General features: G+C 28.1%; 24 protein-coding genes, 4 tRNA genes, 1 rRNA gene and 1 riboswitch. Of the genes, 7 read left to right on the plus strand and 22 right to left on the minus strand.

The annotated features are described in order from the left end of the window. Window positions 1-2 precede the first annotated feature (2 nt). The 10 genes from BUA77_RS05770 to BUA77_RS05815 form a co-directional block, all read right to left on the minus strand. Window positions 3-1,133: an anti-sigma factor gene (locus BUA77_RS05770; RefSeq protein ID WP_072888218.1), complete on the minus strand. Its 1,131-nt coding sequence runs from the start codon at window positions 1,131-1,133 to the stop codon at window positions 3-5. After that, a complete protein-coding gene (locus BUA77_RS05775) occupies window positions 1,123-1,659 on the minus strand; it encodes a sigma-70 family RNA polymerase sigma factor (protein WP_159428955.1) in 537 nt (178 codons plus the stop codon). Before BUA77_RS05775 ends, BUA77_RS05770 begins: the two co-directional genes overlap by 11 nt. Before the next feature lie 242 nt (window positions 1,660-1,901). Continuing rightward, window positions 1,902-2,648, minus strand: a complete 747-nt coding sequence (locus BUA77_RS05780) for an ABC transporter ATP-binding protein (RefSeq protein WP_072888222.1) — start codon at window positions 2,646-2,648, stop codon at window positions 1,902-1,904. Then, window positions 2,629-3,627: an ABC transporter substrate-binding protein gene (locus BUA77_RS05785; RefSeq protein WP_072888224.1), complete on the minus strand. Its 999-nt coding sequence runs from the start codon at window positions 3,625-3,627 to the stop codon at window positions 2,629-2,631. The genes BUA77_RS05780 and BUA77_RS05785 overlap by 20 nt, the downstream gene beginning before the upstream one ends. 4 nt (window positions 3,628-3,631) lie before the next feature. Beyond that, a complete protein-coding gene (locus tag BUA77_RS05790; RefSeq protein WP_072888226.1) occupies window positions 3,632-4,405 on the minus strand; it encodes an ABC transporter permease in 774 nt (257 codons plus the stop codon). After that, window positions 4,377-4,667: a thiamine-binding protein gene (locus tag BUA77_RS05795; protein WP_072888227.1), complete on the minus strand. Its 291-nt coding sequence runs from the start codon at window positions 4,665-4,667 to the stop codon at window positions 4,377-4,379. The genes BUA77_RS05790 and BUA77_RS05795 overlap by 29 nt, the downstream gene beginning before the upstream one ends. Before the next feature lie 60 nt (window positions 4,668-4,727). Continuing rightward, a riboswitch (TPP riboswitch) is annotated at window positions 4,728-4,838 on the minus strand. Window positions 4,839-4,898: 60 nt separating this feature from the next. Continuing rightward, a complete protein-coding gene (locus BUA77_RS05800; protein WP_072888228.1) occupies window positions 4,899-5,591 on the minus strand; it encodes a metallophosphoesterase in 693 nt (230 codons plus the stop codon). A gap of 86 nt (window positions 5,592-5,677) precedes the next feature. Next, window positions 5,678-6,472, minus strand: a complete 795-nt coding sequence (locus BUA77_RS05805) for a GTP pyrophosphokinase (protein WP_072888229.1) — start codon at window positions 6,470-6,472, stop codon at window positions 5,678-5,680. Window positions 6,473-6,596: 124 nt separating this feature from the next. Beyond that, window positions 6,597-7,499, minus strand: coding sequence for an MBL fold metallo-hydrolase (locus BUA77_RS05810; RefSeq protein ID WP_072888230.1), 903 nt, complete (start codon window positions 7,497-7,499; stop codon window positions 6,597-6,599). Window positions 7,500-7,515: 16 nt separating this feature from the next. Then, window positions 7,516-8,247, minus strand: coding sequence for a YkgJ family cysteine cluster protein (locus BUA77_RS05815; RefSeq protein WP_072888231.1), 732 nt, complete (start codon window positions 8,245-8,247; stop codon window positions 7,516-7,518). 76 nt (window positions 8,248-8,323) lie between these two features. Between BUA77_RS05815 and BUA77_RS05820 the strand changes: the two genes are divergently transcribed. From BUA77_RS05820 to BUA77_RS05830, 3 genes are all read left to right on the plus strand, one after another. Then, window positions 8,324-8,569, plus strand: a complete 246-nt coding sequence (locus BUA77_RS05820; RefSeq protein ID WP_072888232.1) for a hypothetical protein — start codon at window positions 8,324-8,326, stop codon at window positions 8,567-8,569. Between the two features lie 5 nt (window positions 8,570-8,574). After that, a complete protein-coding gene (locus tag BUA77_RS05825) occupies window positions 8,575-9,483 on the plus strand; it encodes a diacylglycerol/lipid kinase family protein (protein WP_072888233.1) in 909 nt (302 codons plus the stop codon). 307 nt (window positions 9,484-9,790) lie between these two features. Further along, on the plus strand, window positions 9,791-10,645 hold the full coding sequence (locus BUA77_RS05830) for a DMT family transporter (protein ID WP_072888234.1): 855 nt from the start codon (window positions 9,791-9,793) through the stop codon (window positions 10,643-10,645). An 18-nt stretch (window positions 10,646-10,663) separates the two neighbouring features. Here the strand turns inward: BUA77_RS05830 and BUA77_RS05835 are convergent, their stop codons facing one another. From BUA77_RS05835 to BUA77_RS05845, 3 genes are all read right to left on the minus strand, one after another. Then, window positions 10,664-13,240 carry an FAD-dependent oxidoreductase gene (locus BUA77_RS05835; protein ID WP_072888235.1) on the minus strand — a complete coding sequence of 859 codons (2,577 nt, stop codon included), beginning with the start codon at window positions 13,238-13,240 and terminating at the stop codon, window positions 10,664-10,666. Further along, a complete protein-coding gene (locus BUA77_RS05840; RefSeq protein WP_072888237.1) occupies window positions 13,234-14,226 on the minus strand; it encodes a DMT family transporter in 993 nt (330 codons plus the stop codon). Before BUA77_RS05840 ends, BUA77_RS05835 begins: the two co-directional genes overlap by 7 nt. 248 nt (window positions 14,227-14,474) lie before the next feature. Beyond that, on the minus strand, window positions 14,475-15,152 hold the full coding sequence (locus tag BUA77_RS05845; RefSeq protein WP_084605548.1) for a YczE/YyaS/YitT family protein: 678 nt from the start codon (window positions 15,150-15,152) through the stop codon (window positions 14,475-14,477). A gap of 586 nt (window positions 15,153-15,738) precedes the next feature. Between BUA77_RS05845 and BUA77_RS05850 the strand changes: the two genes are divergently transcribed. Both BUA77_RS05850 and BUA77_RS05855 read left to right on the plus strand, forming a co-directional pair. After that, window positions 15,739-16,104: a winged helix-turn-helix transcriptional regulator gene (locus tag BUA77_RS05850; RefSeq protein ID WP_072888241.1), complete on the plus strand. Its 366-nt coding sequence runs from the start codon at window positions 15,739-15,741 to the stop codon at window positions 16,102-16,104. A 110-nt stretch (window positions 16,105-16,214) separates the two neighbouring features. Then, window positions 16,215-17,588, plus strand: coding sequence for a sigma-54 interaction domain-containing protein (locus BUA77_RS05855; RefSeq protein ID WP_072888243.1), 1,374 nt, complete (start codon window positions 16,215-16,217; stop codon window positions 17,586-17,588). Window positions 17,589-17,620: 32 nt separating this feature from the next. Here BUA77_RS05855 and BUA77_RS05860 read toward each other — a convergent pair whose 3' ends face one another. From BUA77_RS05860 to BUA77_RS05870, 3 genes are all read right to left on the minus strand, one after another. Further along, the gene (locus tag BUA77_RS05860) at window positions 17,621-17,953 is read right to left on the minus strand and encodes a hypothetical protein (protein WP_072888255.1); all 333 of its coding nucleotides are present in this window, start codon (window positions 17,951-17,953) and stop codon (window positions 17,621-17,623) included. 10 nt (window positions 17,954-17,963) lie between these two features. Then, window positions 17,964-18,908, minus strand: coding sequence for a TIGR01212 family radical SAM protein (locus tag BUA77_RS05865; protein WP_072888245.1), 945 nt, complete (start codon window positions 18,906-18,908; stop codon window positions 17,964-17,966). 190 nt (window positions 18,909-19,098) lie between these two features. Then, the gene (locus tag BUA77_RS05870) at window positions 19,099-20,469 is read right to left on the minus strand and encodes a stalk domain-containing protein (RefSeq protein WP_072888247.1); all 1,371 of its coding nucleotides are present in this window, start codon (window positions 20,467-20,469) and stop codon (window positions 19,099-19,101) included. Window positions 20,470-20,664: 195 nt separating this feature from the next. On the opposite strand from BUA77_RS05870, the gene BUA77_RS05875 reads away from it, so the two are divergent. Next, entirely contained in the window at window positions 20,665-20,949 is a 285-nt protein-coding gene (locus BUA77_RS05875) for an ArsR/SmtB family transcription factor (RefSeq protein ID WP_072888249.1), read from the plus strand. Between the two features lie 67 nt (window positions 20,950-21,016). After that, window positions 21,017-23,476 (plus strand): CoA-disulfide reductase, encoded by a 2,460-nt coding sequence (gene cdr, locus BUA77_RS05880; protein WP_072888251.1) that lies wholly within the window; start codon window positions 21,017-21,019, stop codon window positions 23,474-23,476. A gap of 31 nt (window positions 23,477-23,507) precedes the next feature. On the opposite strand, the gene adhE is transcribed toward cdr, so the two are convergent. The 6 genes from adhE to BUA77_RS05910 form a co-directional block, all read right to left on the minus strand. Further along, on the minus strand, window positions 23,508-26,108 hold the full coding sequence (gene adhE / locus BUA77_RS05885) for a bifunctional acetaldehyde-CoA/alcohol dehydrogenase (protein ID WP_072888253.1): 2,601 nt from the start codon (window positions 26,106-26,108) through the stop codon (window positions 23,508-23,510). 301 nt (window positions 26,109-26,409) lie between these two features. Then, window positions 26,410-26,526, minus strand: a 5S ribosomal RNA gene (gene rrf, locus BUA77_RS05890). A 36-nt stretch (window positions 26,527-26,562) separates the two neighbouring features. Beyond that, a tRNA-Phe gene (locus BUA77_RS05895) sits at window positions 26,563-26,638 on the minus strand. Between the two features lie 4 nt (window positions 26,639-26,642). Then, window positions 26,643-26,719 (minus strand) — tRNA-Ile (locus BUA77_RS05900). Between the two features lie 13 nt (window positions 26,720-26,732). Next, window positions 26,733-26,809: transfer RNA gene (locus BUA77_RS05905), tRNA-Ile, on the minus strand. Window positions 26,810-26,822: 13 nt separating this feature from the next. Further along, a tRNA-Asp gene (locus BUA77_RS05910) sits at window positions 26,823-26,899 on the minus strand. Between the last annotated feature and the right edge of the window lie 42 nt (window positions 26,900-26,941).

The following is a 26,941-nucleotide window of genomic DNA, read 5'->3' on the forward strand; positions in this document are numbered from 1 at the left end:
TATTACTTCATCTCCTCAATTAAAGGTAGTATTTCTTCAACAGAACAGTTACTGTTTACAACGTATACTTTATCTTTATCCTTAAAATAAATACTTAAATAAGGATATTTTGAGTCTTTATCCTTAATTAATATAGCGTTTTGTCCATTAACAGTTATATCTTCTTTAGTTTGATATTCAGTACTATATGGTACTGGAAGTGTAGATGTTAAATTATCAATTGACATAAATTGTTTCTTTAGATTTTCCGGTAAAAATTTCATAGAAAATAGTGTTTTTATTAGCTTCTTTTCATCTACATCTTTTGGAATTTCTACAGTAGGTGCATCCATTTGAGTCACATTAATATATTTTCTTATTTCATCTTCATTTTTTGTTTCTTTAACAATTTCATAACTTACTATATCATTAAAATGAATAATAAAAGGCTTTTTGTCTAATAATTTTGGAAGACTAATTTCTTCACCTAAATATTTTAAAAGATCATTAGTTTTATCTATATCTAATTTTATGGTAACATCAGCTTTAGGTTCTTTAGAAGCATAATCATAAACGAATCCTTTAGGTACTTTAACTATCCTATCTATATTCATCTTTTCTTTAATTTCATCTGCTCCTTTTGGATTCTCAATTCTAATTTCCTTACCTTGTGAAGAAACATCTATACTACCAATATTCGGAATATCTTTATAGCCATTTCCTTCACGGAATAGCTTATCAATTTCACTAATATCTGATTCACTGATAGAAACAGTTGTAATTTCCTGCATACGAAACATTTTTAATAATTCTTCTGCTTTAGCACGAACTGGCTCAGCAAATAGTAATCCTCCACATATAACAATTCCTGCCGCTATCGCGCTCCATCTTCTAGCCTTTTTGCTCATATTAAAAATCCTCCTCTTATTATTTTGCTTTTCCTTAAAATCAACTGTATAGATATTAATAGGACGACGGGGTGGTATTTTTATGCCTTCATTAAGAACATTCTCTATAAAATTATCCTCATGTTTTAATTTTTCAAAAGCATTTTTACAAGAAGGACAAGTCTTGATATGTGATAATACTTCATTTATATCCCCTTCATAAGCATTATCAATTATTTTTTGAAGTATTTCTATATCATAACACATTTAAATCACCTTCTTTTTCATATAATTTTAAGAATTTCTGCTTACCCCGTGCAATCAGCTGTCCTATACTGTTTTTTGGAATATTTGTTGCTTTATGAATTTCTTCATAAGAATATCCTGAAAATTTTAGAAGTAAACATATTCTTTGATTTTCCGGAAGATTAGATAATATTTTTCTAACTCCCTTAATTTGTTCATTTCTAAATATTTCATCTTCTATTGAAAAAATATTATTTACTTCTTCTAGTATGCTTTCTTCTCTTTTTATTCTCCTTTTTTCACCTCGTAAATAGTTAAGAGCAATATTTGTTGCAACTTTTGAAAGCCAAGAACCTAAAAACTCAATTTTTTCTTTGGAATTATAATATTTTATAAATACTTCTTGAGTTATATCTTCTGCTAATTCATTATTTCCAACTAAATAGTATAACTGCTTGTAAACTATCGGGTAGTATTTTTCATAATTTATTTGAAATTCTTCTTCTTTTATTTTTTTTCGTTTTGGGAACCCAAAAATACTAATCACCTCCAGTCTTCATATATATAAACACCACAGATATATTTTTTATGACATCTTTAGAAAAAAATTTTTATTTTTTATTTAAAATTTTTCATAAATTGTATTTGACTTCATATTGTATACAGTATATAATGTACTTATGAAGTTGTTCCATAAATTAAAACTTAAGCAAAATTGTTCTTAATTAGTTCCTTACTTACTACTAAAGAAGCTGCCTTTATTTATAGGCAGCTTCTCTAGTTATTATATTAAAGAATGTCTAATATGTATTTTTTTATATTATTAAATTCTTTTGATGTTATAATCTCTTTATTTCTTGGCTTAGGTAAATCTACAATTATTTCTTCTTTTATCCCAGCTGGCCTTTCAGATAAAATATATATTCTATCTGATAAAAATACAGCTTCTTCTACATCGTGAGTTATAAATAATATTGTTGCCTTTAAGCTATCTAAAACATCTAAAAGCCAATCATGCATTTTTGATTTTGTTATAGCATCAAGTCCTCCAAAAGGCTCATCAAGTAACATTATATCTTTAGAAAACATATATGTTCTCATAAGTGCAGCCCTTTGCCTCATACCTCCAGATAACTGAAATGGATATTTATATTCAAATCCTTCTAGACCAAATATAGAAAAATAACCTTTAACTATTTCTCTTGATTTTTTCTTACTCTCTCCCTTTATAAGTAAAGGAAGTGCTACATTATCTATAATTTTTCTCCATGGCATAAGCAAATCCTTTTGATGCATATAACTTACTTTTCCACTTTTTCCAGTGAAATCTTCTCCATTTATTATAATATTTCCTTCATCAGGAAGAGCTAATCCTGATACTATATTAAAAATTGTGCTTTTCCCACTTCCACTAGGTCCTAGTATAGATACAAATTCATTTTCATTTAAATCTATTGATATATTATCTATTATTAAATTATCATCAAAATACTTTTTTAAGTTTTTTACCTTAAGTTTACTGTGGTAAGTACTCATTTGTGAAAGCCTCTTTTACGTTAATTTTATTCTCTATTAATCCTTTTTCATACATCCAGTTACTATAATTTGTCCATATTTCTTCCTTCATTTCTCCCCATCTTTTTGCATCAGCTTTATATTCATTTGCTAGATATTTTTGACTCTCAACTGCTATTTTCTCATCTATTTCAGGTGCTTCTTTAAGTAGTGATTTAACTGCATCTTCAGGATTGTCTATACAGTATTCATATCCTTTAGTAACAGCTTTTAAAAATTTACTTACAAGTTCTTTGTCATTATTTAATAAATCTTCTTTTGCAACAATCAAAGGAGTGTAATAATCTAAATTAGGATCTATATCTGTAAGCTTTATAAAGTTTATAGGAAAATCTTTAACTTCAGATGCAACTCCATCCCATCCATAATAAATCCATGTAAAATCAACATTGTTCTTAACACTTGTAAAAAAATCAGCTACTCCTATATCTACCATTTCAAGCTTAGAAAAATCAGCTCCTTCTTTTTCCATTAAACCTTTAAGCATAGCTCTTTCTACATCCATACCCCATCCTCCGTATTTCTTACCTTCAAAATCTTTAGGGCTTTTTATGTTTTTAGATACAGGGGAAGCAAATCCAGATGTATTATGTTGTATTATAGCTGCTACTGCTTTTATAGGCATAGAATTTTCTAAAGTTCTAGCATAAGTAACTTCTTCTTGATAGCTTATTCCAAATTCAGCTTGTCCTGCTGCTACTAGAGAAATACTTCCTCCTTCTGATGGCTGAATTATTTCAACATCAAGTCCTTCTTCCTTAAAATAACCTTTGTCCTTTGCTACATATAATCCTGTATGATTAGTATTTGGAACCCAATCTAGCACTACTGTTACTTTTTTAAGATTTTCATTTTTTACCTCTTCTTTTTTTGCACATCCTGCAAAAGCTATAGTCATTAATGAAATTATAGTAATTATTGAAACAATTTTTTTTAGCATAACTTTACCTCCTTTTATTTAGGTCATTTTGCCATGGCATTATTAAATTTTGAAGAATTGATATAATTTTAAATAAGCTCATACTTAAAATTACTATAATAAGAATTACTGCAAACACCTTATCTAAAGCATAAGAATGCTTAACTCTCATCATATAAACTCCAAGTCCTTCACTTCCTCCAAGCCACTCTCCTATTACTGCTCCCATTATACTATAAGTTGCTGCTACTTTAATTCCAGAAAAGAAATTCACCATTGAAGCTGGAAATTTCGCATATTTAAATATTTGAATCTTTCCTGCTCCCATAGACTTTAAAAGATTGATTGTATCTTCATCTACAGAATCAAGTCCATCAAGAAGACTTATAACTATTGGAAAAAAACAAACTAATACAACTACAATAATTTTAGGAAGTTTTCCAAATCCAAACCATATTACAAATAGTGGAGCAAGTGCAACTATAGGTATAGTTTGAGAAACAATTAATAAAGGATAAATTGCTTTTTTTAGTATTTTAATATTGTCCATAAGTACTGCTAGAATAAGTGAAAATATTATAGCTATTATAAATCCAAAAAAAGCCTCATAAATAGTTGTAAAAATATGTACCCTTATATTTGGTAGTATTTCTAAAAAAGTAATAAATATATCTTTTGGTGAAGGTAATATATATTTCTCAATAAATCCTTTGGCTACAACAAACTCCCATATTGTTACTAGTATTCCAAAAAAAGCTATAGGTACTATTTTATTTTCTATACTTTCCAACTTTTTCATTCATTGTCACACCTTCTGGCTTATAATCTATCTTTACTACAGATAATACCCTACTTGCTCCTTCTTTTACACATATTTCTTGAGCTTTTTTTACTATTTCTAAAAGCTCATCTAACTCTCCTTCCATAGTTGTCTCCATAGGTCCTACTTCATATTTAACATTGCATGAATCTATATACTTTATAACTTCATCTACAACTGGATAAATTCTTTCATCAGGAACTCTTGGTATAACTTGAAGACTTACATTTACAATTGGCATTTTAACATCTCCTTTTTTAAAAATAAAACCCTTTATCCTAAACTGGACAAAGGGTTAAAAATCTAATAGATAATATTATCCCTCCGCTGGCATTACCCAGTTCAGGTTATAAGGGTCAAAGCAACACAGCTTACTCTCAGCCAGATTAATCTAGCTCCCCTAATTTTTAAACATTAACATTTCTAAGTTGATTTTACAAGGAAAACATTTCTTCGTCAATGGTTTTAAAAATTAATCCATTATTTTCACTAATTTAAAATCTGTATAGTCACAAGAAACTAAGTGATATTCTATATTATTTTTTTCTCCAACTAGTCCTGCCTTAAAAGATTCTTTTCCATGTAAATGTCCATATATAACTTTTTTTACATTGTACTCTTCATATGTTTTAGTAAAATCAGATTCTTCCAGCTTATCATTAGTTGGTGGATAATGAGTTATAACTATTATTTTTTTTAATCCACCTTTTTTAGCGGCCTCTAAAGAAAGCTTTAACCTTTGTATTTCTCTTTTATATATTTTTTCATCATCTTCTTCAAATTTAACTTCATTAGGACAAAGCCATCCTCTAGTCCCACATATTGCAAAATCTTTATATACACAATAATTATTTTGAACAAATTTCATATCATCATAGAGCTTATTTAATTTGCTTATTGTAGTCCACCAATAGTCATGATTTCCCTTAACCAAAATTTTTTTTCCAGGAAGATTATGAATATCTTCAAGATCAGGAATTGCCTCATTTAAATTTATTCCCCAAGATATATCTCCTACTATTAAAACTGTATCCTCTTCTTTAACATTATTAATCCAATCATTTATTATTTTTTCTCTATGATTTTCCCAGTTAGATCCAAATATATCCATTGACTTGTTTACAACTTTTCCAAAATGTAAATCTCCTATAGCATAAAGAGCCAAATTTATCACTCACCTTTTTTCATAATATTTCTTGTCTAGTTATAAATCCATTTTAAAAGCCATGGACTGCCCATGGCTTTACCTTTTTATTTTTGATTATATTTATCTAAAATATTATCTATCTCATTTCTTAAAATTATAATTTCACGCACATCCTCTAAATCATTTATTTTATCAAATCTTTCTTGAAAATAGCATGCTTTTTCAGTTTCACCTAGACTATAAAGCTTTTGAATGCTGTCTAAAATATCCCTTACTGTAAGTGACTTCATTTCAAACATAACTTGAGCTCTCATAATTTCTTCTCTTATTTCACTCATTTCTTGGTCTAACAAAAATGCTGCATCCCCTGCACGTCTTAACCTTTTAGCAATATCTTTTGGTATATCATGCTGATATTTATATTTTAAAGAATGCTCTATAGTTGCCCAAAAATTCATTGCAAGAGTTCTTATTTGAATTTCTGCTAATATTTCTTTAAGCCCTGATGCTGTTTGTATAGGATATTTTATAATAACATGATAACTTCTATATCCACTGTCTTTATAATTTTTTATATAATCTTTTTCATATACAACAGTCATATCTTTTCTAGTTTTAATTAAGCTAACTATAGTATATATATCTTCAACAAATTGACACATTATCCTAATACCTGCTATGTCTTCTATTTTTTCTTCTATTTCATCCATATTAACATTAAGCTTTTTAGCTTTAGATATAATAGAAGATATTTTTTTTACTCTTCCTGTAACAAATTCTATAGGAGAATATTCTCCATTATTTCTTAATTCTTTTCTAATATTTTTAAACTTAACCTTAAGCTCCTCTACAGCATACTCATAAGGAATAAGTATAGTTTTCCATTCTCTAAGTTCCATAAATCTCACCCTTTAATTTGTATTTTCAATGCTACTTATAAAATTGATTAACTATTGAAATTTTTACACGTATATATTTTATCATAAAACTACTCTATTTTAGATTATTTAAAACTTAATTTGATTATTTTATATAATAATATAGTTTTCCATTTTCTAGTTCATAGCCTATTTCATTTCTTTCTACTAAATAGGAAATCATACCAGCAAGTGTTGAGTTTGAAAAATAATATTCCTTATAATTTAATTTAAGATCATTATATTCTATAATATCTTTTAATAAATCTTCTCTTGTATATGGAGTAGTTAAAAATTCTCTTATTTGATTTAAATATTTATTAATTACTATTTTGTTTTTATATACTAAATCTAGAGTTTCTTCTCTTTCAAGTAAGGTTTTTCCATGAGCAAGCACACAGTAATCAAACTCTAAATTATTTATTTTATCTAACGTATTAATCTGAGCATCTATATCTAATAAAAAAGGAAAATTATATTTTTCTAAAATACTTTCATTAAAAAGGCAGTCCCCTAAATATAAAACCCTATCTTCAGTTATAATTCCTATAGATCCTAGACTGTGCCCTTTTAAATTAACTATATTAAACTTTTCATTATTTAATTTTATTTCTCCTTCTTCTAATGTTTCTTCTATATTTAGAGAATTTCCTCTATTCTTGAAAAAATCATCAAAAAACTTATTAGATTTTCCTCCATAAACATACATAGAAAATAAATAACCATTATCTATAAAAGTTTTAGCATCTTTTGATGAAAGGCATTTAGCTCCTGTATAATAATCTAGTAATACTTTACTTGCACCATAATGATCAGAATGCTCATGTGTATTTATTATATACTTAACTCTAATATCTTGTTCTTCAAATAATTTTATTATTCTATTAGCTCTAGAATTAGATAGTCCTGGATCTATAATTAGTGCATATTTATCTTTAAATATATATACACCAGAATTAGTTCCCCCTTTTATATAAAAGCTATGTCCTTTTATCTTTTCTAGCTTCATGCTACTCCCTCTTTTCTTATCCTAAAATTAACTTTTTTAATCTATTTAAAACAGCTTTTGATTTATATAAATCTTTGCTTATATTAAATTTTATATTTTTAGATGTATTTTCATAAAAAATAGATTCTATAAAATACTCTACTATTCCTCTATCTTTAAATGTAGTATTTATAATTCCCCTACTGTAAAGCTTTGAGTCTAACATAACTACACTATCATAAAAATTCATTCTCTCTTCTTTTGTCATATATCCTTTGCTTGGCTTAAAGTCTTCACAATATTTTATTTTGTAGTTTAAGACTTCATCACTTATATTTATCCCATAATTTTTATTCATATTTTTTGCAAAATCTATATTCTCTTTTTTTATTCTTTCATAATTTTTTTCATAGTCTTCTTTTATCCAGTGTCCATATATTCTACAATTCAATGGTCTAACGCTATATATTGAGCATCTATTCTTTTCATCCTTAAAAGGACAAGGTATTTTTTTTGTGTATTCTAAAAAATAATAATCTAGTATTCTATCCATAATAATATATTTCATATCTTTACTTTTTTGAATATAATTATATATGTTTAAAAATTCTATGAAATTTGCCCCAACAGACTCCATACAACAATTTCCACATCCATTACACTCTCCATTGGGTATACTATTATATAATTTATTAAGACTCTCAAATAAATTTTCTTTTATAGAATATTCTATTCCTCTTTGTATATCATCTTTTTTAATACTAGGCATTACTTTCTCTCCTTGTTATAATATTTTCATAACCTAAAGTATTATATCAAATTTAACTTATAAATGGAGGTTTTTTATGAATAGATACACAAAGATAATTTCACCAGCAGGTGCATATTTTACAAAAGACTTTGAAAAAAAGAAAAAAAATTTAATAAAGGTAAGAGAAATAAAGGAAGATACTGTTAGAAAGTTTTTTATTAATGGAGATTGTGAAGTTTTAGTTTATTTTGAGGAGACTGGAAAAGAAATATTGATTGATTTTTTTAGTCCAGAGGAAGAAGTAAAAAAATACTTAGGTCCTAAATTTATAAATAGGTAATAAAAATGAAAGTTAAAATAATAAATAACCCTACCTCTGGAACTCAAACTCTTCAAAAAAACTTAGAAATTATAATTGGAAGATTAGTGCTTGATAAAACTATAAAAACTGTAGATAAAGTTGATACTACAATAAATTTTGATTATTCAAATGAAATATTAGAAATGAAAGATAAAAACTACGATTTATTGATGATAGTTGGAGGAGATGGAACTGTAAATAATGTTATAAATGCAGTTGCAAAACATAACTTAAATGTACCTCTTTTAATACTTCCAGCAGGAACAGTAAACGACTTAGGAAAATTTTTAGATCTTCCAACTACAATCGAAGGCGTATGTAGTATTATAAAAAATCATGAAGTTAAAGAAATAGACCTTTGTAAAGTAAATGATAAATATTTTATAAATGTAGCAGCTGCTGGACTTTTAGCTGATATTGCAATAAAAACTCCAGTAGAAGCAAAAACTGTGCTTGGAAGATTCGCTTATTATGCTCAAGGAATAAAAGAAGTTCCAAAGCAATTGTTTGAAAGTTTAAAATTTCAATTTAAACATGATGATGAAACATTAGAAGCCGATGCCCTATTATTTTTAGTACTTAATTCAAAATCAGCTGGAGGATTTTCAAGTTTTGCTCCTAAAGCAGATATTTCTGATGGTGTATTTGATGTATGTATAATCAAAAAGTCATATCTTTTAAATACAGCTGGAGTGTTTTTAAAAATATTTTCAGGAGAACATATTAAGGACCCTAATGTAATATACTTTCAAACTGACAACCTTGAAGTAAATTGTTTAAATAAAGAAAATCTCCTGATAGATGTAGACGGAGAATTTGGTGGAACATTTCCTGCAAAATTTGAGATTACAAAAAAAGCATTAAAGGTTATAATAAAAAAGTCTTCATTCTAAAAATTTTAAATGTAGACTTTTTTGAAATTCCATGGCGCCAACGAATTCTAACGAATTCCGTTGCTTAAAATTCATAACGAAAATTATATTTATCCATAATTCAAAAGGATTATAATTTCCTATTCGTTATAAAAAAATAGATGTTATTTAAAAAAGTCTCATATTTTCATGAGACTTTTTGTTATAAATATTATAATTAATATATACTTTATTTCCATTTTACAAAATTAAAAAGTTATGATAAATTGTTGTAATGATTAATAATTGTATACACAGTACATAATATTTTTGAAAGGAATAGATAAATATGAATAATAAATCAAAAGCAATACTTTATATGCTCTTTTCATCCTTTTGTTTTGCTTTAATGGGAGCACTAGTTAAACTTGCTGGGAATGTTCCAACAATTGAAAAAACTTTTTTTAGAAATTTAATTAGTACATTTGTAGCAGCTTATTTAGTAATTAAAAACAAAAAAAACTTTTTTGGAAAAAGAGAAAATCAAAAATATTTATTATTAAGGTCTATCCTTGGAACAATTGGAATGATTGGATATTTTTATAGTATAGATCATCTTTTATTATCTGATTCAGCTATGCTTAATAAATTAAATCCATTTTTTGTAACTATATTTGCTTTATATTTTTTAAAAGAAAAGCCAACACCAGTACAAATTCCATCTTTAATAATTGCTTTTTTAGGTGCTTTATTTATAATAAAGCCTCAATTTAATATTGAAGCATTTCCTGCTTTTATAGGTTTTTCATCTGCTATTTTTGCAGGTGGTGCATATACTATGGTTAGGCTTTTAGGTGATAAAGAAGAATTCTATACTATAGTATTTTATTTTTCATTTGCATCATCAGTAATAATGTTTCCTTTAATGCTTATGAATTTTAAAATGCTTACTTTAAATCAACTTTTAATACTTATATTAACTGGAGTTGTAGCTTCACTTGCACAGTTTTCTTTAACTATTGCATATAAATTAGCTCCAGCTGGAGAAATTTCAATATATAATTATACTAATGTAATTTTTTCTGGAATACTTGGATTAATTTTATGGCAAGAAGTTCCTGATTTTTTAAGTTTTATAGGATATTTATTGATTATAGGATCTGGATTTAGTATATATATTTATAATAAAAAAAAATGCCTGTGAAATTACAGGCATTTTTCTTTATTTATATTTATTAAGTCTATCTTTTGTTTCAAGTCTACTTTTTACTCCATCATCTGCTGATTTATTTCTTTTTTTAGCATCATTTTTCATATAAGTTTTTCCATGAATTAAATCTAAAATATGAAGTGAATCAAGTCCACCATTTTCCATAGATACTCTACAGGATCCGCAGTAAGATATTATATGATCACTCGTTGCATCATTTACTCTTCTATTTAATACTTTTTCTTGGAGCTGAGAATTTACACATCCAGACATTCCACCTACTCCACAACATCTTGTATTTTCTCTTATATTGTTCATTTCCTCTACTTTATACCCTAATTCTTTTAGTATCCACCTTACACTATCATGATGAGAAGTTACATGTCTAGTTGGACATGAATCATGAATATTAAATACCACATCAGAATTTTCTCCGATACCTTTTTGCCCTTTAGGAAGTCCTATTTTTTGATATATTAAGTCCCAATATGAAATAACTTCTTGTTTTGCATATTTTTCATATGTTAAATAGCATGATGGGCAAAGGGTTACAATTACATCTGCACCTGTTTCATCAATTGATTTTTGAACCATTTCAAATCTTTTTTCAAACTTCTCATATTCTCCTATCATAAGTGTAGGTTTTGCACAGCACTGAAGAACTGCTCCAACTTCTCCATCTAATGCTTCTTTTAAGTGTATTAAAGTTTTTTCAACTAATTCTGGGCTATGTACTGGAACTGTACATCCAGGTACTAAAACATATTTTGTTTCTTTATTATTTTGTGCTTTTATATAAGTTGAATTCTTTTCACTACAATCTAATTCTATAGCTTTATCAAGCCCTTTATGTCCTTCAAGTGGTGAATCACCTCCATTTGCCTTAACATATTCTATTCTCATTTCATCAAAATTTGATTTAATATCAAAATCATTTGGACATTTTATTGTACATTGACTACATTGATTACAAGAATATGCAATTAAAGGATCCATATTTTCATAACCCTTTTCAAGATATTCCTTAAATAATGTCTTAGGACAATCAGTATAATCTCTAAGCATTAAACATTCTTTCATACAAAGTTTACATTCACATTGAAGGCATCTTGATGCTTCCTTTTCTGCTTGTTCTTTTGTAAATCCTAAGGAAACTTCATCAAATGACTTTATTCTCTTATCTGGGTCAAGTTCATTTATTTCTTTTCTTTCAACTTTTTCTATATTATCCCAATCAATAGGTATATTTAATTTAGTTTTGTATGAAAATTCTTCTTCCATACGTCTTCCTTCTCTTAAGTCTTTACCACTTAAAAATCTAATTACTGATTTTGCAGCACTTCTTCCTGTTGCCATGGCTTGAATAACAATAAAAGATTTTCCACTTGCATCTCCTGCTATAAATACTTTTTCATCTAAAACTGATTGAAAAGTTAACTCATCACATTCAAAGGTACCATTGCTTCTTTTGCCTAATGAATTTTTTTCGTCAAACGATGAATCAACACCTTGTCCTATTGCAAACACTACTGTATCAACATCAATAATCTTAGTATCATTTTCATTAAATTGAGGAGCAAAGTTTCCATTTTCATCAAACATTGATAAACATTTTTTAAGTTCTATTCCTTTTACTCTTTTATTCTTATCAACTAAAATTTTATTAATTCCAAAGCCTAAATTAAATTTAACTCCTTCTTTTAAGGAAGCCTTTATTTCATGAGTTGATGCTGCCATTTTTTCATAACTTTCTTCTAAGCATACAGAATAAACTTCCTCTACTCCATCAAGTCTTAATGAAGATCTTGCACAATCCATTGCAACATCTCCACCACCAATTACTACAACTTTTTTTCCAATTCCATTTACATTCCTTGTTAAAGAAATTTCTTTAAGATACTCAGCTGCACTAAATATCCCTTTTGCATCATGGTTTTCTAAAGATATATCAACTCTTCCCATATGTTTTCCAACAGCAACTACAACAGCATCAAATTCATTTTTTATTTCTTCAAAGCTTATATCTTTTCCAACTTCAATGCCCATCTTGAAATTTATACCTAATTTCTCCAAATAAGAATACTCAGAATCTATTACATTTCTAGGAAGTCTATATTCAGGAATACCAACTCTCATCATTCCCCCATAAACTTCAAGCTTATCAAATACAGTTACCTCAAAACCTTCCTTTCTCAAGTCAAGTGCTGCTTGTGCTCCAGATGGACCTGCACCTATTATAGCTACTTTTTTTCCATTTTTAGATTTTATAGATAAATCCCAATCACTAGGATCATCAAAATTATCAGCAGCATATCTTTTTAACCCTGCTATTGACATAGGATTATTCTTCTCATTCCATTTGCAGTTTTGCTCACAAGGATGAGCACAAATTCTACCTAAAGTTTTTGGCATAAATAATTTTTCTCTTATTACTTTAATTGACTCTTTTCCTTTTCCTTCTGCGATTAATTTAACATATTCTTTTACATTTGTATGCATTGGACATGTTGCAACACAAGCAGGATTTGAATCCCCCATACAATTATCTACAATATATTTCATATTATCTATAATTTCTTTTCTTAACATGATGACCTCCTAATTGCTGAATTTTTTAATTCCTTTGGATCTACTGCAAATATCATTACTCCTAATACAATTACGAAGCACCAAAATCCTAAGTATGGTGTAATCTTAGTTCCCATTAACCCACTAAAAATTACAGCCCAAAACGCTGCTGTTGAGTTCAAAGCTGTTCCCATAGCCGCTCCTATCAAATCAACAGCCTTATACCATGCTAAATAAGTAATAGCTCCTAATGTAGCAATTCCAGCCAAATACAATACAGTTCCTGTACTAATAACTTCTCCTGCTAATGTATATCCTTTAACAATTGGTAATACTACTAACCCATAAGCTACAAATGATACTAAGTATCTTACTGTTAAGAAATGTATAGGCTTAGCCTCAATATCATTTTCTTCATTAGTGTTAATTTTTTTCATAGCATATCCTATAATTACACCTTCTGATGCCCATCCAATAACTGCTAATAATGAAAAAGCTATACCTTTGTAGAATTGTGGATACATATTAAGGTCAACCTTTGAATAACCTAATGCCGCTGAACCTATTAAACTAATAATAATACCTATTACTGATCTTAATGATAATTTTTCTTTTAAAATAAAATATGACATAATTGCTCCAACGCCTGGATAAATTACAGAAATACTTGATGCATATGGTGCTGAGGCATATTTAACACCTAATAAGTAACCACTCATACCAACTGGTGCACCAACAAGAGCAGCCATCATAGTAACTTTACCTTTTTTAGTTTTCATTAGTTGAAATGTTTTTGTTAAATCTTTCCTAAATAATAATAGTAATGCTAACCATATAAAACAAAATCCATCATGGAAAAAAGCTTGTACTAATGGAGTTGCTTTTGAATTTAAAAATATTTTAAATCCTCCTATTTTACCCATTAATACAGTATCTAGCCCCCAAGCTAAACCAACTAATATACCAAACATTATCCCCTTTTTGAAATTTTTTCTACTAGTTTCCATAACACCATTCCTTTCTTATATTATTTTTAATCATCAATGATTGCACATTTATATATGAGCAAATACTGTGCCAAGTTTCAAAAACCACTGAAAACCTTTGTTTTTGTTAAAGTTTTAATTATAACTAAAACAAAGTGTCCTTAAATTTAACACTTTTATTTACACAGACTGTTAAATTTAAGGACACTTGTTATATTTTTAGTCATCTTTTATCAAAATATGTTTTTTGAATTTTATCTTATCCTATTTTAAGAATTATTTTCTTCACCAATTTTTTTTAAAACCGATATATTCTTTATATATTTATAGTCATCTAAAATAGATCTATGCACAATTTTGCTTACATCAAACTTTAATAATTCAAATATCCACTGCACTGCATAACCTATTCCTAAAGCATAAATTACTGTTCCTATTCCAACAGGTGCTCCTAGTATAATTCCAACAATTAAGGCAAAACCCTCTATAATATTCCTAATAAATCTTACAGATTTTCCTGTTTTCTTAACAAAAACTACCATTAATCCATCCCTAGGACCAGTTCCCAATTGAACTTTCATATAAAAATATATTCCTATTGCCATAAAAAAAAGGCTTAGAATCAGCATAATAAGACCAGATATAAAATTACTGCTCTGAGGGATAATTTGTGATTTATTAATAATGTCAATAAATACACCTATAAGTATCATATTTACTATTGTTCCCCACCCAGGAATTTCTCCCATTAATGTCGTAAATATTAAAATACTAAATCCTGTTATTATTTGTATCATTCCTAATGTAATAGGTATATGTTTTATAATACCTATATGAAACGCATCCCATGGCCCAACTCCTATATTTGCATTTACTTCCAAAACAATGCCTATTGCACATAATAAAAGTCCAAAAATTAAGTTGCTCACTATTTTTACATACTTCATAATTACATTTCCCTCTTTTCTATATATTTTCTTATTACTATTTTTACTAAAACTTAAAAAAGACTAAAAACTCATAGGCTCTTAGTCTTTTCTTTAATGTCTCTAAAAATCCACTTTTTACTATAATAAGTACAAATAAATAATTTTTTCAGTTGTCTTTTTATTTATATTTTATTTTGTATAGCTTTTTTCTTGTGCATTAGGACATTGTTTATTATATAAACACGATAAACATATGTAAAGAAGGCACTTTTTAGTAAGATAGTTTCAAAAAAGAAACTACTAAAAACTTTAGCCTCTAATTACATATGGTAAATATATAGCATTTGCACATCCATGAGAATATTAAATTACTCCTTCTCCAAAATAAACATCCCTTGGTATTGTGAATCTTGCCATATTTATTCCTCCCCATTTTATGATATAATTTTTCTAGTTGATTTTTATTTATAATAATTTTTTACTTGTGCCTTAGCACATGACTTATTATACGAACATGATAGATTTATGTGAAGAAGGCACTTTTTAGAAAGGTAGTTTCAAAACAGAAACTAATGTTAAAAGTTTTAAAGGATGGTGATAAAATATGCCTAAAGATAGAACTAATAAAGTAAGTTGTAATAATTATAGATGTGAAATAGAAGTAACTTTAGAATTAATAGGCGGAAAATGGAAAGCCCTTATACTTTGGAATTTAGGAAATCATGAAGTTATAAGATTTAATGAGTTTAGAAGAATAATTCCTGAAATAACACAAAAAATGTTAACCCAACAATTAAGAAGTTTAGAGGAATATGGATTAATAAACAGAAAAGTTTATAATCAAATCCCTCCAATGGTAGAATATTCCTTATCAGAAGAAGGTAAGAAATTAATACCTATATTAAATCAAATGGATAAATGGGGAAAAAATTATATAACCAATTATAAAAATAAATCAAGTAATATTTAGCTAATTTTTTTACATCATATATTTATTTTTCTCTATCAAATTATTCCTATTTTCAATAATCATTTTTCAATGTATTCCATTTGATACCATCTATAAGGAGGTATTTTTTTATGAATGAATGTAATAAAATGTGTATGTCTATGGAGTCAATTGTAAATTCTATTCCCTTTGGGATTTTAGCTATATCACTGAATGGAAATATAAATTTAATAAATAATACAGCTAGAGAAATGTTAGAATTAGAAGACTGTTCATTAGAGAGTATAGATTTAAATGATATTCTTCCAAATTGGAAAGAAATTATAGAAAAAGCAAAAAAAAATAATATCTCTTTCGAAGAAAACATTTTAATTAATAGAACAAAACATAGACTTAATCTAGAAATAAATAGTATGAAAAAAGACGAAGAATTTATAGGACTAGTCGTTATAATAAGAGATATTAAAAAGGTTATAAATATAGTAAATAAATATTCTTTATCTGAAGCTATATACACATTTGATAATATAGTTTATAAAAGTCAACAAATGAAAAAAGTTATACAACATAGCAAAGAAATAGCAAATAGCCCATCTACAGTTTTAATAACAGGTCAAAGTGGAAGTGGAAAAGAATTATTAGCACAAGCTATTCATAATTCAAGCAATAGGAAAAAAGGACCATTTATAGCCGTAAACTGTGGAGCTATTCCTAAAAATTTAATTGAAAGTGAACTATTTGGATATGAAGACGGTTCTTTTACAGGTGCTAAAAAAGGTGGACGAGCTGGTAAATTCGAACTAGCAGACGGTGGAACTATATTTTTAGATGAAATAGGTGAAATGCCACTTGAAATGCAAGTAACTCTTTTAAGAGTATTGCAAGAAAATTGTATAACTAGAATAGGAGGAAAAAAAAGTATACCTATTAATGTTAGAATAATAGCTGCTACTAATAAAGATTTAAAAAAAGAAATAAAAAAAGGTACTTTTAGAGAAGACCTATTTTATAGATTAAGTGTAATCCCTATAAAAATTCCACCTTTAAAAGATAGAATTGGAGATGTCCCTGTATTAATAGATTATTTTCTAAATATTAAAAGTAATAAATTAAAAAAAGAAATACCTAATATATCTGATAGTTTATATAAAAAAATGATTTCTTATTGTTGGCCTGGAAATGTTAGAGAATTAGAAAATTGCGTAGAAAACATCGTTAACCTAAATGGCAAGACAACTTTTGAAATAGACTTTGATGAATGCACATGTATGACTCGAGATAATTTAGGTAACTTAATAAAACCAAAAACTACTACATCTAGTCATTCTTATAATACATTCAATGAAAATGAAGAAGTTATTCCCTTAAAAGAACTAGAAAAAAATGCAATAATAAAAAGTATATCTTTATGTAAAGGTAATATGAGTAAAGCTGCATTAAAATTAGGAATTAGCAGAAATACATTATACAATAAAATTAAGAAATATAATATCCAAGTAAATTAAAAGCAGGACTAAAATATCCTGCTTTCAATCTATTATTTAGCTTTAAAAAATTCTACTTTTTCATTTAAATTTATTATGTTTATACTACTATCTTTATAATCAATTTCAAAATTAGCAAAAGCAGAATGTAAGTCTATATCTCTTAAAATATGACAAGTCATAATATATCCATTTTTGCTAAATCTTATTACCAATCCTCTTACCTTAGGAAACTGTATTCTTGATATATTTAAATCATTTTTCCCCATATCTATATCTAAATTTCTATAATTTAAATCTATAAATAAATCCATATCCATATCATCTTCTTTTATAACTCTAATATCAAAATCACTCTTTAATATAAGATTTCCTTTTTTAAACATATTTTTCTCCTTAAATAAATTTTCTAACACTTTTACCATTTAAATAGTCACACTTATCTCCTTGATATATATTATTTTCATTCATATATTCATCTATCATATCTTTTATCTTCCACCAAGATGTATTCCAGTTACAAAACAGAGTATTTTCTTCAGGAGCTCTACCTATAAGTCTATGTATTACTATATTTTTAGATACATACTGTAAAAATACACAAACCCTTTTTACATATTCATCTAATGATATCATTTGTATTTCTCCACTTTCATACTCTTTTGCCATGGCAGTTTCTTTAGCTATATATAAAGAATGAAGCTTTACTCCATCTACATTAAGAGCTGATAGTATCTTTGCATTTTCAATTACATCATCCATATTATCATTTGGTAGATTCAATATAAGATGTACTATTGTTTCAAAGTTGTATTTCTTTGTTCTAATTACTGAATCTATAAGTTCGGCAAGTGTATGCCCTCTATTTATTTTTTTTAGTGTATGATAATTTACAGTTTGAAGCCCAAGCTCTATAGATATATTAACTCCTTTTTCCTCTACTTTTTTTAATACTTTTAAATACTCCTCATTTATAGAATCTGGTCTTGTTGATATAGCTATTTCAACTATATCATCAATTAATGCCTCATTTATATATTGTTCAAATTTATCAAGCGACATATATGTATTGGTATAATTTTGAAAATATGCTATGAATTTATTAGCTTTATATCTTTTTCTTATATAACTCATATTTTTTTCAAGCTGTTCTCTAACAGATAGTGTATTTTTTAAAGATTCAAATCCAGCTCCTACATCAGCACAAAATGTGCATCCTCCAACTCCTACTACACCATCTCTATTAGGACAAGTTATTGGTAAATTTACAGGAAGCTTGTATACTTTTTCTCCATATTTTTCTTTTAAATATTGTGAATATATTTTATATCTTTCTTCCATTTTAATCCTCCAAAATTTAAATAGACTATAATTTACTATTCATTATAACAAAGTCTTTATTCTAAATATTTTAAATGTAGACTTTATTGAAATTCATAACGTAAATTATATTCTTTCAAAATTTAAATTGATTATAATTTACTATTCATTATAACAAAAATAGCAGGAATAATTCCTGCTATTTTTATAATTAGTTTGAACTTATTATAATTATTTTCTCTGCATTAGTTATTGGAGGTAAACTCATTGTCATTATTGGGCTATGATAAATTTTAACCTTTGTTCCTTCTTTTATGTCATCTATAGATAATTTCTTTCCTTCTTCATCTACTATTTCCGTTTTATCACTTACAGTAAACTCTATTCCATCATTCATATTTTCTCCTATAAATATCATTTTTCCTTCTTTTATATCTCTTATTTTTGAAACTTCTCCTTCTTTACAGTAAACATCTTTTACAATTACTTTCTTCGCATTTGCTATTGGAGGTAAGCTTCTTGTCATTTTTGCATCATGATAAACTATTATATTTGAACTATTTTGTAAATCATTAACACCTAATTTCATTCCATCAGCAGTTACTATTTCTGTATCTTCATTTATCATAAATTTAATTTTATCATACATTCCATTTCCTTCAACTAAAGCCATAACTCCAAATTTATTATTTTGAATTTTTTTAACTGTTCCTATCATTTTATATAAACCAGTAGCTTCGTCAAAATATTCACTACCTCCAGCAAATACATTATCTTTCTCCTTTATAGATAATTCTAATTGAGAAGATACATTAACAACATATTCTTTTGTATCTATGGATTTTTCTTTTCCTTCAAAATCTCTATATAAATTAAACTTTATAATTGTAGTCCCTTCTTTTAGCCCTTTTAATTTCCAAACATGTTCTCCACCCATTCCACAAATATTTGCTTCTTCATTCTCTTTTGAATAAGATTTAAAAGTATCAAAAACAACCTCAACTATATCTTTATTTTCAATATCATAATTCCATATATATCCTGTTGTCGGATTTTCTTTTAATTTAATTTCATTCTCATTACTTTTATTCAAAATAACAGTTTGATTATTTTCATTCCAAATAATATTATATCCAACCACAGATGATATAAATCTTAAAGGTATATAAATCTTATCATTAATAACTTTAGCTGGTACATCTAATTCAATTTTTTCTGGTTCTCCTGTTAAATCATATTTGTGATATATTAATACTTCTTTATCTTCAATAGTCATTTTTATATCTGTATATTCAGTTTCAATATTAACTATTTTTTTATTTTTGTCCAATGTGATCTTAGCACCTAAATTTTCTACTATAAAGTTTACAGGTACAATAGTTCTTCCATCAAATATTACAGGCTTTTCATCAGGAAATATAATATCTTTTCCATCAATATTTACATTAATAGTTTTATCCTGTACATAAAGAGTTGGTACTGGCTGATAAAGATTCTTTTCAATTGCAAATATTGGTGATATAGATGTTGCTAAAATAGCTCCTAATAATGTTGTTGTTATAATATTTTTTTTAATATTCATAGTAAATTTCTCCCTTTCTTTAATTGTTTTACATATACTTAGACGAGTAAAAAATAAAAAAGTTCCATTAATTCAAAAATATTTTTTGAATTAATTAAGAAATATATAAATATAATAATTTTATATGATATATAATTGACAAAGATATTGTTATATCGTAATATTATAATATAATGTATCATAGGAGGAATATGAATGGAAAACTATAAAAATGATACTAAGTTATTTGAAGAATACTCAGAACTTTTAAAAGCTTTATCTCATCCTGTGAGACTTTGTATAGTTAAAGGACTTCTAGATAACGGATCAAGCAATGTATCTAATATGCAAAATTGTCTTGACATGCCTCAATCTACCATATCTCAACATGTATCAAAATTAAAGTCTGCTGGAATAATAAGTGGAGAAAGAAATGGTCTTGAAATAATATATAAAGTATCTAATGATAAAGTAGAAAAAATAATAAAAGCATTATTTTAAGTTTATTCTTTTTTTAAAATCAACATCATAATATTTTAATATATAAATGTTAAGAAGGAGGATTAATATGAGTAAAAAAATAGTTATCGTTGGTGGAGTTGCAGGGGGTGCTTCTACTGCTGCAAGACTTAGAAGATTAGATGAAAATGCAAAAATAATAATGTTTGAAAGGGGAGAATATATATCTTTTGCCAACTGTGGACTTCCATATTATATAGGAGAAACTATAACCGAAAGAGATGCTTTACTTGTTCAAACAGTTGAAGGTATGTCTAAAAAATTTAATATGGATATAAGAAACTTAAGCGAAGTTACTAAAATAAATAAAGATAAGAAAACTGTTACTGTTAAAAATTTAAGAACAAATGAAACTTATGAAGAAAGCTATGATTATTTAGTATTATCTCCTGGTGCAAGCCCAATAAAACCTCCTATTCCAGGAATTGATAAAGCTGATAATTTATTTACACTTAGAAATATTCCTGATACAGATGCTATAAAAGAATTTGTTGATAATAAAAAGCCTAAAAAAGCTGTTGTTGTAGGTGGAGGGTTTATAGGAATAGAAATGGCCGAAAACCTTCATGACAGAGGAATTGAAGTTACATTAGTTGAAATGGCAAATCAAATAATGGCTCCAGTGGACTTTGAAATGGCAAGTATTCTTCATTCTCATATAAAAGATAAAGGCGTTAACTTAATTTTAGAAGATGGAGTTAAAGAATTTAAAAACAAAGGAAGAAAAATCCTTCTTTCAAGTGGAAAAGAAATAGAAGCTGATATGATTATTTTATCTATTGGTGTTAGACCAGAAAGTAATCTTGCAAAAGATGCTGGTCTTGAACTTGGTGAAAGAGGAACTATTAAAGTAGATGAAACTTTAAGAACTTCTGATAAAAATATTTATGCACTAGGTGATGCTGTTGAGGTTACAGATTATATAAACAAAAAACCTACAATGATTCCTCTTGCTTGGCCAGCTAACAGACAAGGAAGACTAGTTGCTGATCATATAAATGGTAGAAATGTTAAATATAACGGAACAATGGGTACTTCTATTGCAAAAGTATTTGATATGACAGTAGCTTCTACTGGTAATAACGAAAAAACTTTAAAAAGATTAGGTATAGAATACAAAGCTATACACATTCATCCAGGTTCTCACGCAGGATATTATCCTGGAGCATTCCCTATAGCACTAAAATTAATATTTGATCCTAAGGATGGTAAAATATTCGGTGCTCAAGGTGTAGGTTATGATGGAGTTGATAAACGTATAGACGTTATAGCTACAGCTATTAAAGGAGGGCTTACTGTATTTAATCTTCCTGATTTAGAGCTTGCTTATGCTCCTCCATATTCATCCGCTAAAGATCCTGTAAATATGGCAGGATATGTAGCATCTAATATAATAGAAGGTTTAGTAGACATTGTTTACTGGGATGAGATAGATGAAATAATTAAAAATGGCGGTCTTTTAATAGATGTAAGAGATGAAATTGAAAGAGATATGGGATATATTAAAGGATCTATTAATATTCCTTTAGGCGAACTTAGAAGTAGGCTTAATGAAATTCCAAAAGATAAAGAAATATACGTAACTTGTCAAGTAGGACTTAGAGGATATTTGGCTGCTAGAATTTTAATGCAAAATGGATACAAGGTTAAAAATTTAGACGGCGGATATAAAACTTATTCATCTGTATTTGGATCAGATTTTGAAAATAACTGTACTCCTGATGTTGATGATTCTGGAGTAGCTCATATAAATACTAATTGTCTTGAAGAAATTGTTCCTAAAATATCTTTAAACGCTTGTGGTCTTCAATGTCCAGGTCCTATTATGAAAGTATATCAAAATATAGAAAATATGAATGAAGGTGAAGTTCTCGAAGTAACTGCAAGCGATCCTGGATTTGCGAAAGATATTAAATCTTGGTGTGAAAAAACAGGTAATACACTTTTAAAATCAAGCTTTGAAAACAAAGCATTTAAAGCTTTAATTCAAAAAGGAAAAAATAATAATATAAATAGTGCTAATGTTCTACAAGAAACAAAAGATGGAGCTACAATGGTAGTATTCAGTGGTGATTTAGATAAAGCCATAGCTTCATTTATAATAGCATCAGGTGCTGCTTCTATGGGTAAAAAAGTAACTATGTTCTTTACATTCTGGGGACTTAATGTATTAAGAAAACAAGATAGCCCTAAAGTTGAAAAGGATATGCTTGAAAAAATGTTTGGTATGATGATGCCAAAAGGTCCATCAAAACTTCCTCTTTCTAAAATGCATATGGGAGGTATGGGTCCTAAAATGATAAATTATGTTATGGAAAAGAAAAATGTAGATTCTCTTGAAACTTTAATGAAAAATGCCATGGATTTAGGAGTTAAAATTGTAGCTTGTGCTATGTCTATGGATATAATGGGAATTAAAGAAGAAGAACTTATCGATGGAGTTGAAATCGGAGGAGTTGCTTCATACCTTGGAGCGGCTGAAGATTCTGGTTTAAACTTATTTATATAAGTAAAAATGGGAGCTTCAATAGCTCCCATTTTTACTTACTTGTTTTTCCATAAGCTTTTTTGTATATATCAGCTAATTCTGAAACTAGTGGTAGTTTAGGATTTGCTGGTGTACACTGATCTTCAAATGCTTTATCAGAAAGTTCTTCTATTTTATCAAAATATTCTTTTTCATCAATTCCACATTCTTTAATAGACATTGGAACATTTAATTCTTTCATTAAGTTTTTCACTGCTTCTATTAAAGATTTTACTCCTTCTTCTACAGTATCTGCTTTTAATCCTAAAGCTTTTGCAATTTCTGCATATTTTCTATCTGCTATAAATTCTTTATATTTAGGGAATGCTGCAAATTTCTTAGGCTTAGCTGCATTATACTCTATTACATGAGGAAGAAGTATTGCATTTGCTCTACCATGTGGTATATGGAATTCTCCACCTAGCTTGTGAGCAAGAGAATGGTTTATTCCAAGGAATGCATTAGTGAATGCCATTCCTGCCATACAAGAAGCATTGTGCATTTTTTCTCTAGCTTCTTTATCATTTCCATTTCTATATGCTCTTGGTAAATATTCAAATACTAATTGTATAGCTTTTATAGCCAGTGCATCTGTAAAGTCTGTAGCCATTATAGACACATATGCCTCTATTGCATGTGTTAAAACATCCATCCCTGTATCTGCTGTAACCCCTGCTGGAACTGTCATTACAAAACTTGGATCTAATATTGCTACATCTGGAGTTAACTCATAATCAGCAAGAGGATATTTAATATTATTTTTCTTGTCAGTTATAACAGAGAATGCTGTAACTTCTGAGCCTGTTCCTGATGTAGTAGGAATTGCTACCATCTTAGCAAGCTTTCCTAGTTTAGGGAATTTAAATGTTCTCTTTCTTATATCCATAAATTTAAGCTTTAATCCATTGAAATCTGCATCTGGATGTTCATAGAATAACCACATTCCTTTTGCAGCATCCATGGCAGATCCTCCACCTAAAGCTATTATAGTCTCTGGCTTAAATGCTTTCATTAAGTTCGCTCCAGCCATTACTGTTTCAACTGATGGATCTGGCTCTACATCTGAGAATATTTCAATCATCACATTGTTCATTCTCTTTCTTAAATGATACATTACCTTATCTACATATCCAAGTTCAACCATCATTCTATCTGTAACTATAACAACTCTATTTACATCTGGCATTTTAGTTAAATATTGAACTGAACCAAATTCATGATATATTTTTTCAGGAACTTTAAACCACTGCATATTCACTCTTCTTTTCGCCACCTTTTTAACATTTATTAAGTTTACTGCTGATACGTTATCTGTAGTTGAATTATTACCCATAGATCCACATCCAAGAGTAAGTGATGGCATATTAGCATTATATATATCACCTATAGCTCCATGAGTTGATGGTGCATTTACTAAAAGTCTACCTGTTCTAACTCTTTTGCTAAATTCATATATTACATCATCATCGTTTGAATGAATTACAGCAGAATGTCCAAGTCCACCAAATTCAGTCATTTCTATAGCTCTTTTTATTCCTTCTTCACTATTTTTTACTTTGTAACATGCAAGTACAGGACTTAATTTTTCTTTAGATAATGGATATTTAGGTCCTACTCCTTCAAGCTCTGCAATTAATATTTTAGTATCTTCAGGAACATTAAGTCCTGCCATTTTAGCTATTTTATATGCACTTTGTCCTACTATATCAGGATTAATGGTACATTTTTCTTCATTTACAACTAGTTTTTGAAGCTTAGCCATTTCTTCTTTATTTAAAAAGTAACAGTTATATTCTTTCATTAAATTAACTACATTTTTGTATATTTCTTGATCTATTATAACAGCTTGCTCTGATGCACATATCATACCATTATCGAATGTTTTAGAAAGTATTAAATCATTAACAGCCTGTCTTATATCAGCTGTTTTTTCTATATAACAAGGAACATTACCAGCACCAACACCTAATGCTGGTTTCCCTGAAGAATAAGCAGCTTTAACCATTCCAGGTCCACCTGTTGCTAGTATTAAAGCAACACCATCATGCTTCATTAAAAAATTTGAAGCTTCAATAGACGGTTCTTCTATCCATTGAATACAATTTTCTGGAGCTCCAGCCTTTATAGCAGCATCTCTAACTATTCTTGCAGCTTCAACTGAACACTTTTGAGCTGATGGATGAAAACTAAATATTATTGGATTTCTAGTTTTCATTGAAATTATAGATTTAAACATAGTAGTTGAAGTAGGATTTGTAACAGGTGTAACTCCTGCTATAACACCAATAGGTTCAGCAACTAATGTATATCCTTCTTCTTCATTTTCTTCTATAATTCCTACTGTTTTATCGTATTTTACACTATGATATACATATTCTGTTGCAAACATATTTTTCGTTATTTTATCTTCATAAATTCCTCTTCCAGTTTCTTCAACTGCCATTTTAGCAAGTTTCATATGTTTATCAAGACCAGCAAGAGCCATTTCTTTAACTATATTATCAACTGTCTCTTGATCTAATTTTAAAAATTCCTCTTTAGCTTTATTTGCCTTTTTAACTAACTCATCTATCATAAATTTAGGATCTTTCTTTTGCTTTTCAACTTTTGACATAATATAACCTCCTTAGAGTTTGATAGTTATTTAACTAACTTTGTTGTATTTATAGTACTACTTTTTTAAAATATTGTCAATAATATTATTTTAATTTTTTTTAAAAAAATTATATCTTCGCAGGAAAACGTTTTATTTTCAATGTTAGCTTTTTGTTTTTAATTAAATTAATAATTAAATATTTCTTTAGATTTATTTAACAAATTATATGTTTTATTCTTTTATAAATATATATTTTTGAATTTTATAGAAATGTTAGTTATTAGTTTAACAATTATATGTAAAAAAATAAAAAAAGATTACGTGGCTACGTCCTACTCTCCCAGGAGGCTACCCTCCAAGTACCATTGGCGCTAAGGAGCTTAACTTCTGTGTTCGGAATGGGAACAGGTGTATCCTCCTTGCTATTGTAACCACATAATCTTTTTCAAAATTTTAATATATTTAATATAACTGGTGCCCAGAGGCGGAATCGAACCACCGACACGGGGATTTTCAGTCCCCTGCTCTACCGACTGAGCTATCTGGGCAAAGTGGTGGGCCTTCAGGGACTCGAACCCCAGACCTACCGGTTATGAGCCGGGCGCTCTAACCAACTGAGCTAAAGGCCCACTTTATCATCTATGGTGGGCTTAGCTGGACTCGAACCAGCGACCTCACGCTTATCAGGCGTGCGCTCTAACCACCTGAGCTATAAGCCCTTATATATTTAATTGGCGACCTGGAAGGGACTCGAACCCTCGACCTCCAGCGTGACAGGCTGGCATTCTAACCAACTGAACTACCAGGCCATAATTGGTGGGCTCAACAGGGCTCGAACCTGTGACCCCCTG

This window comes from Tepidibacter formicigenes DSM 15518 (assembly GCF_900142235.1).
GTDB lineage: Bacteria > Bacillota > Clostridia > Peptostreptococcales > Peptostreptococcaceae > Tepidibacter > Tepidibacter formicigenes.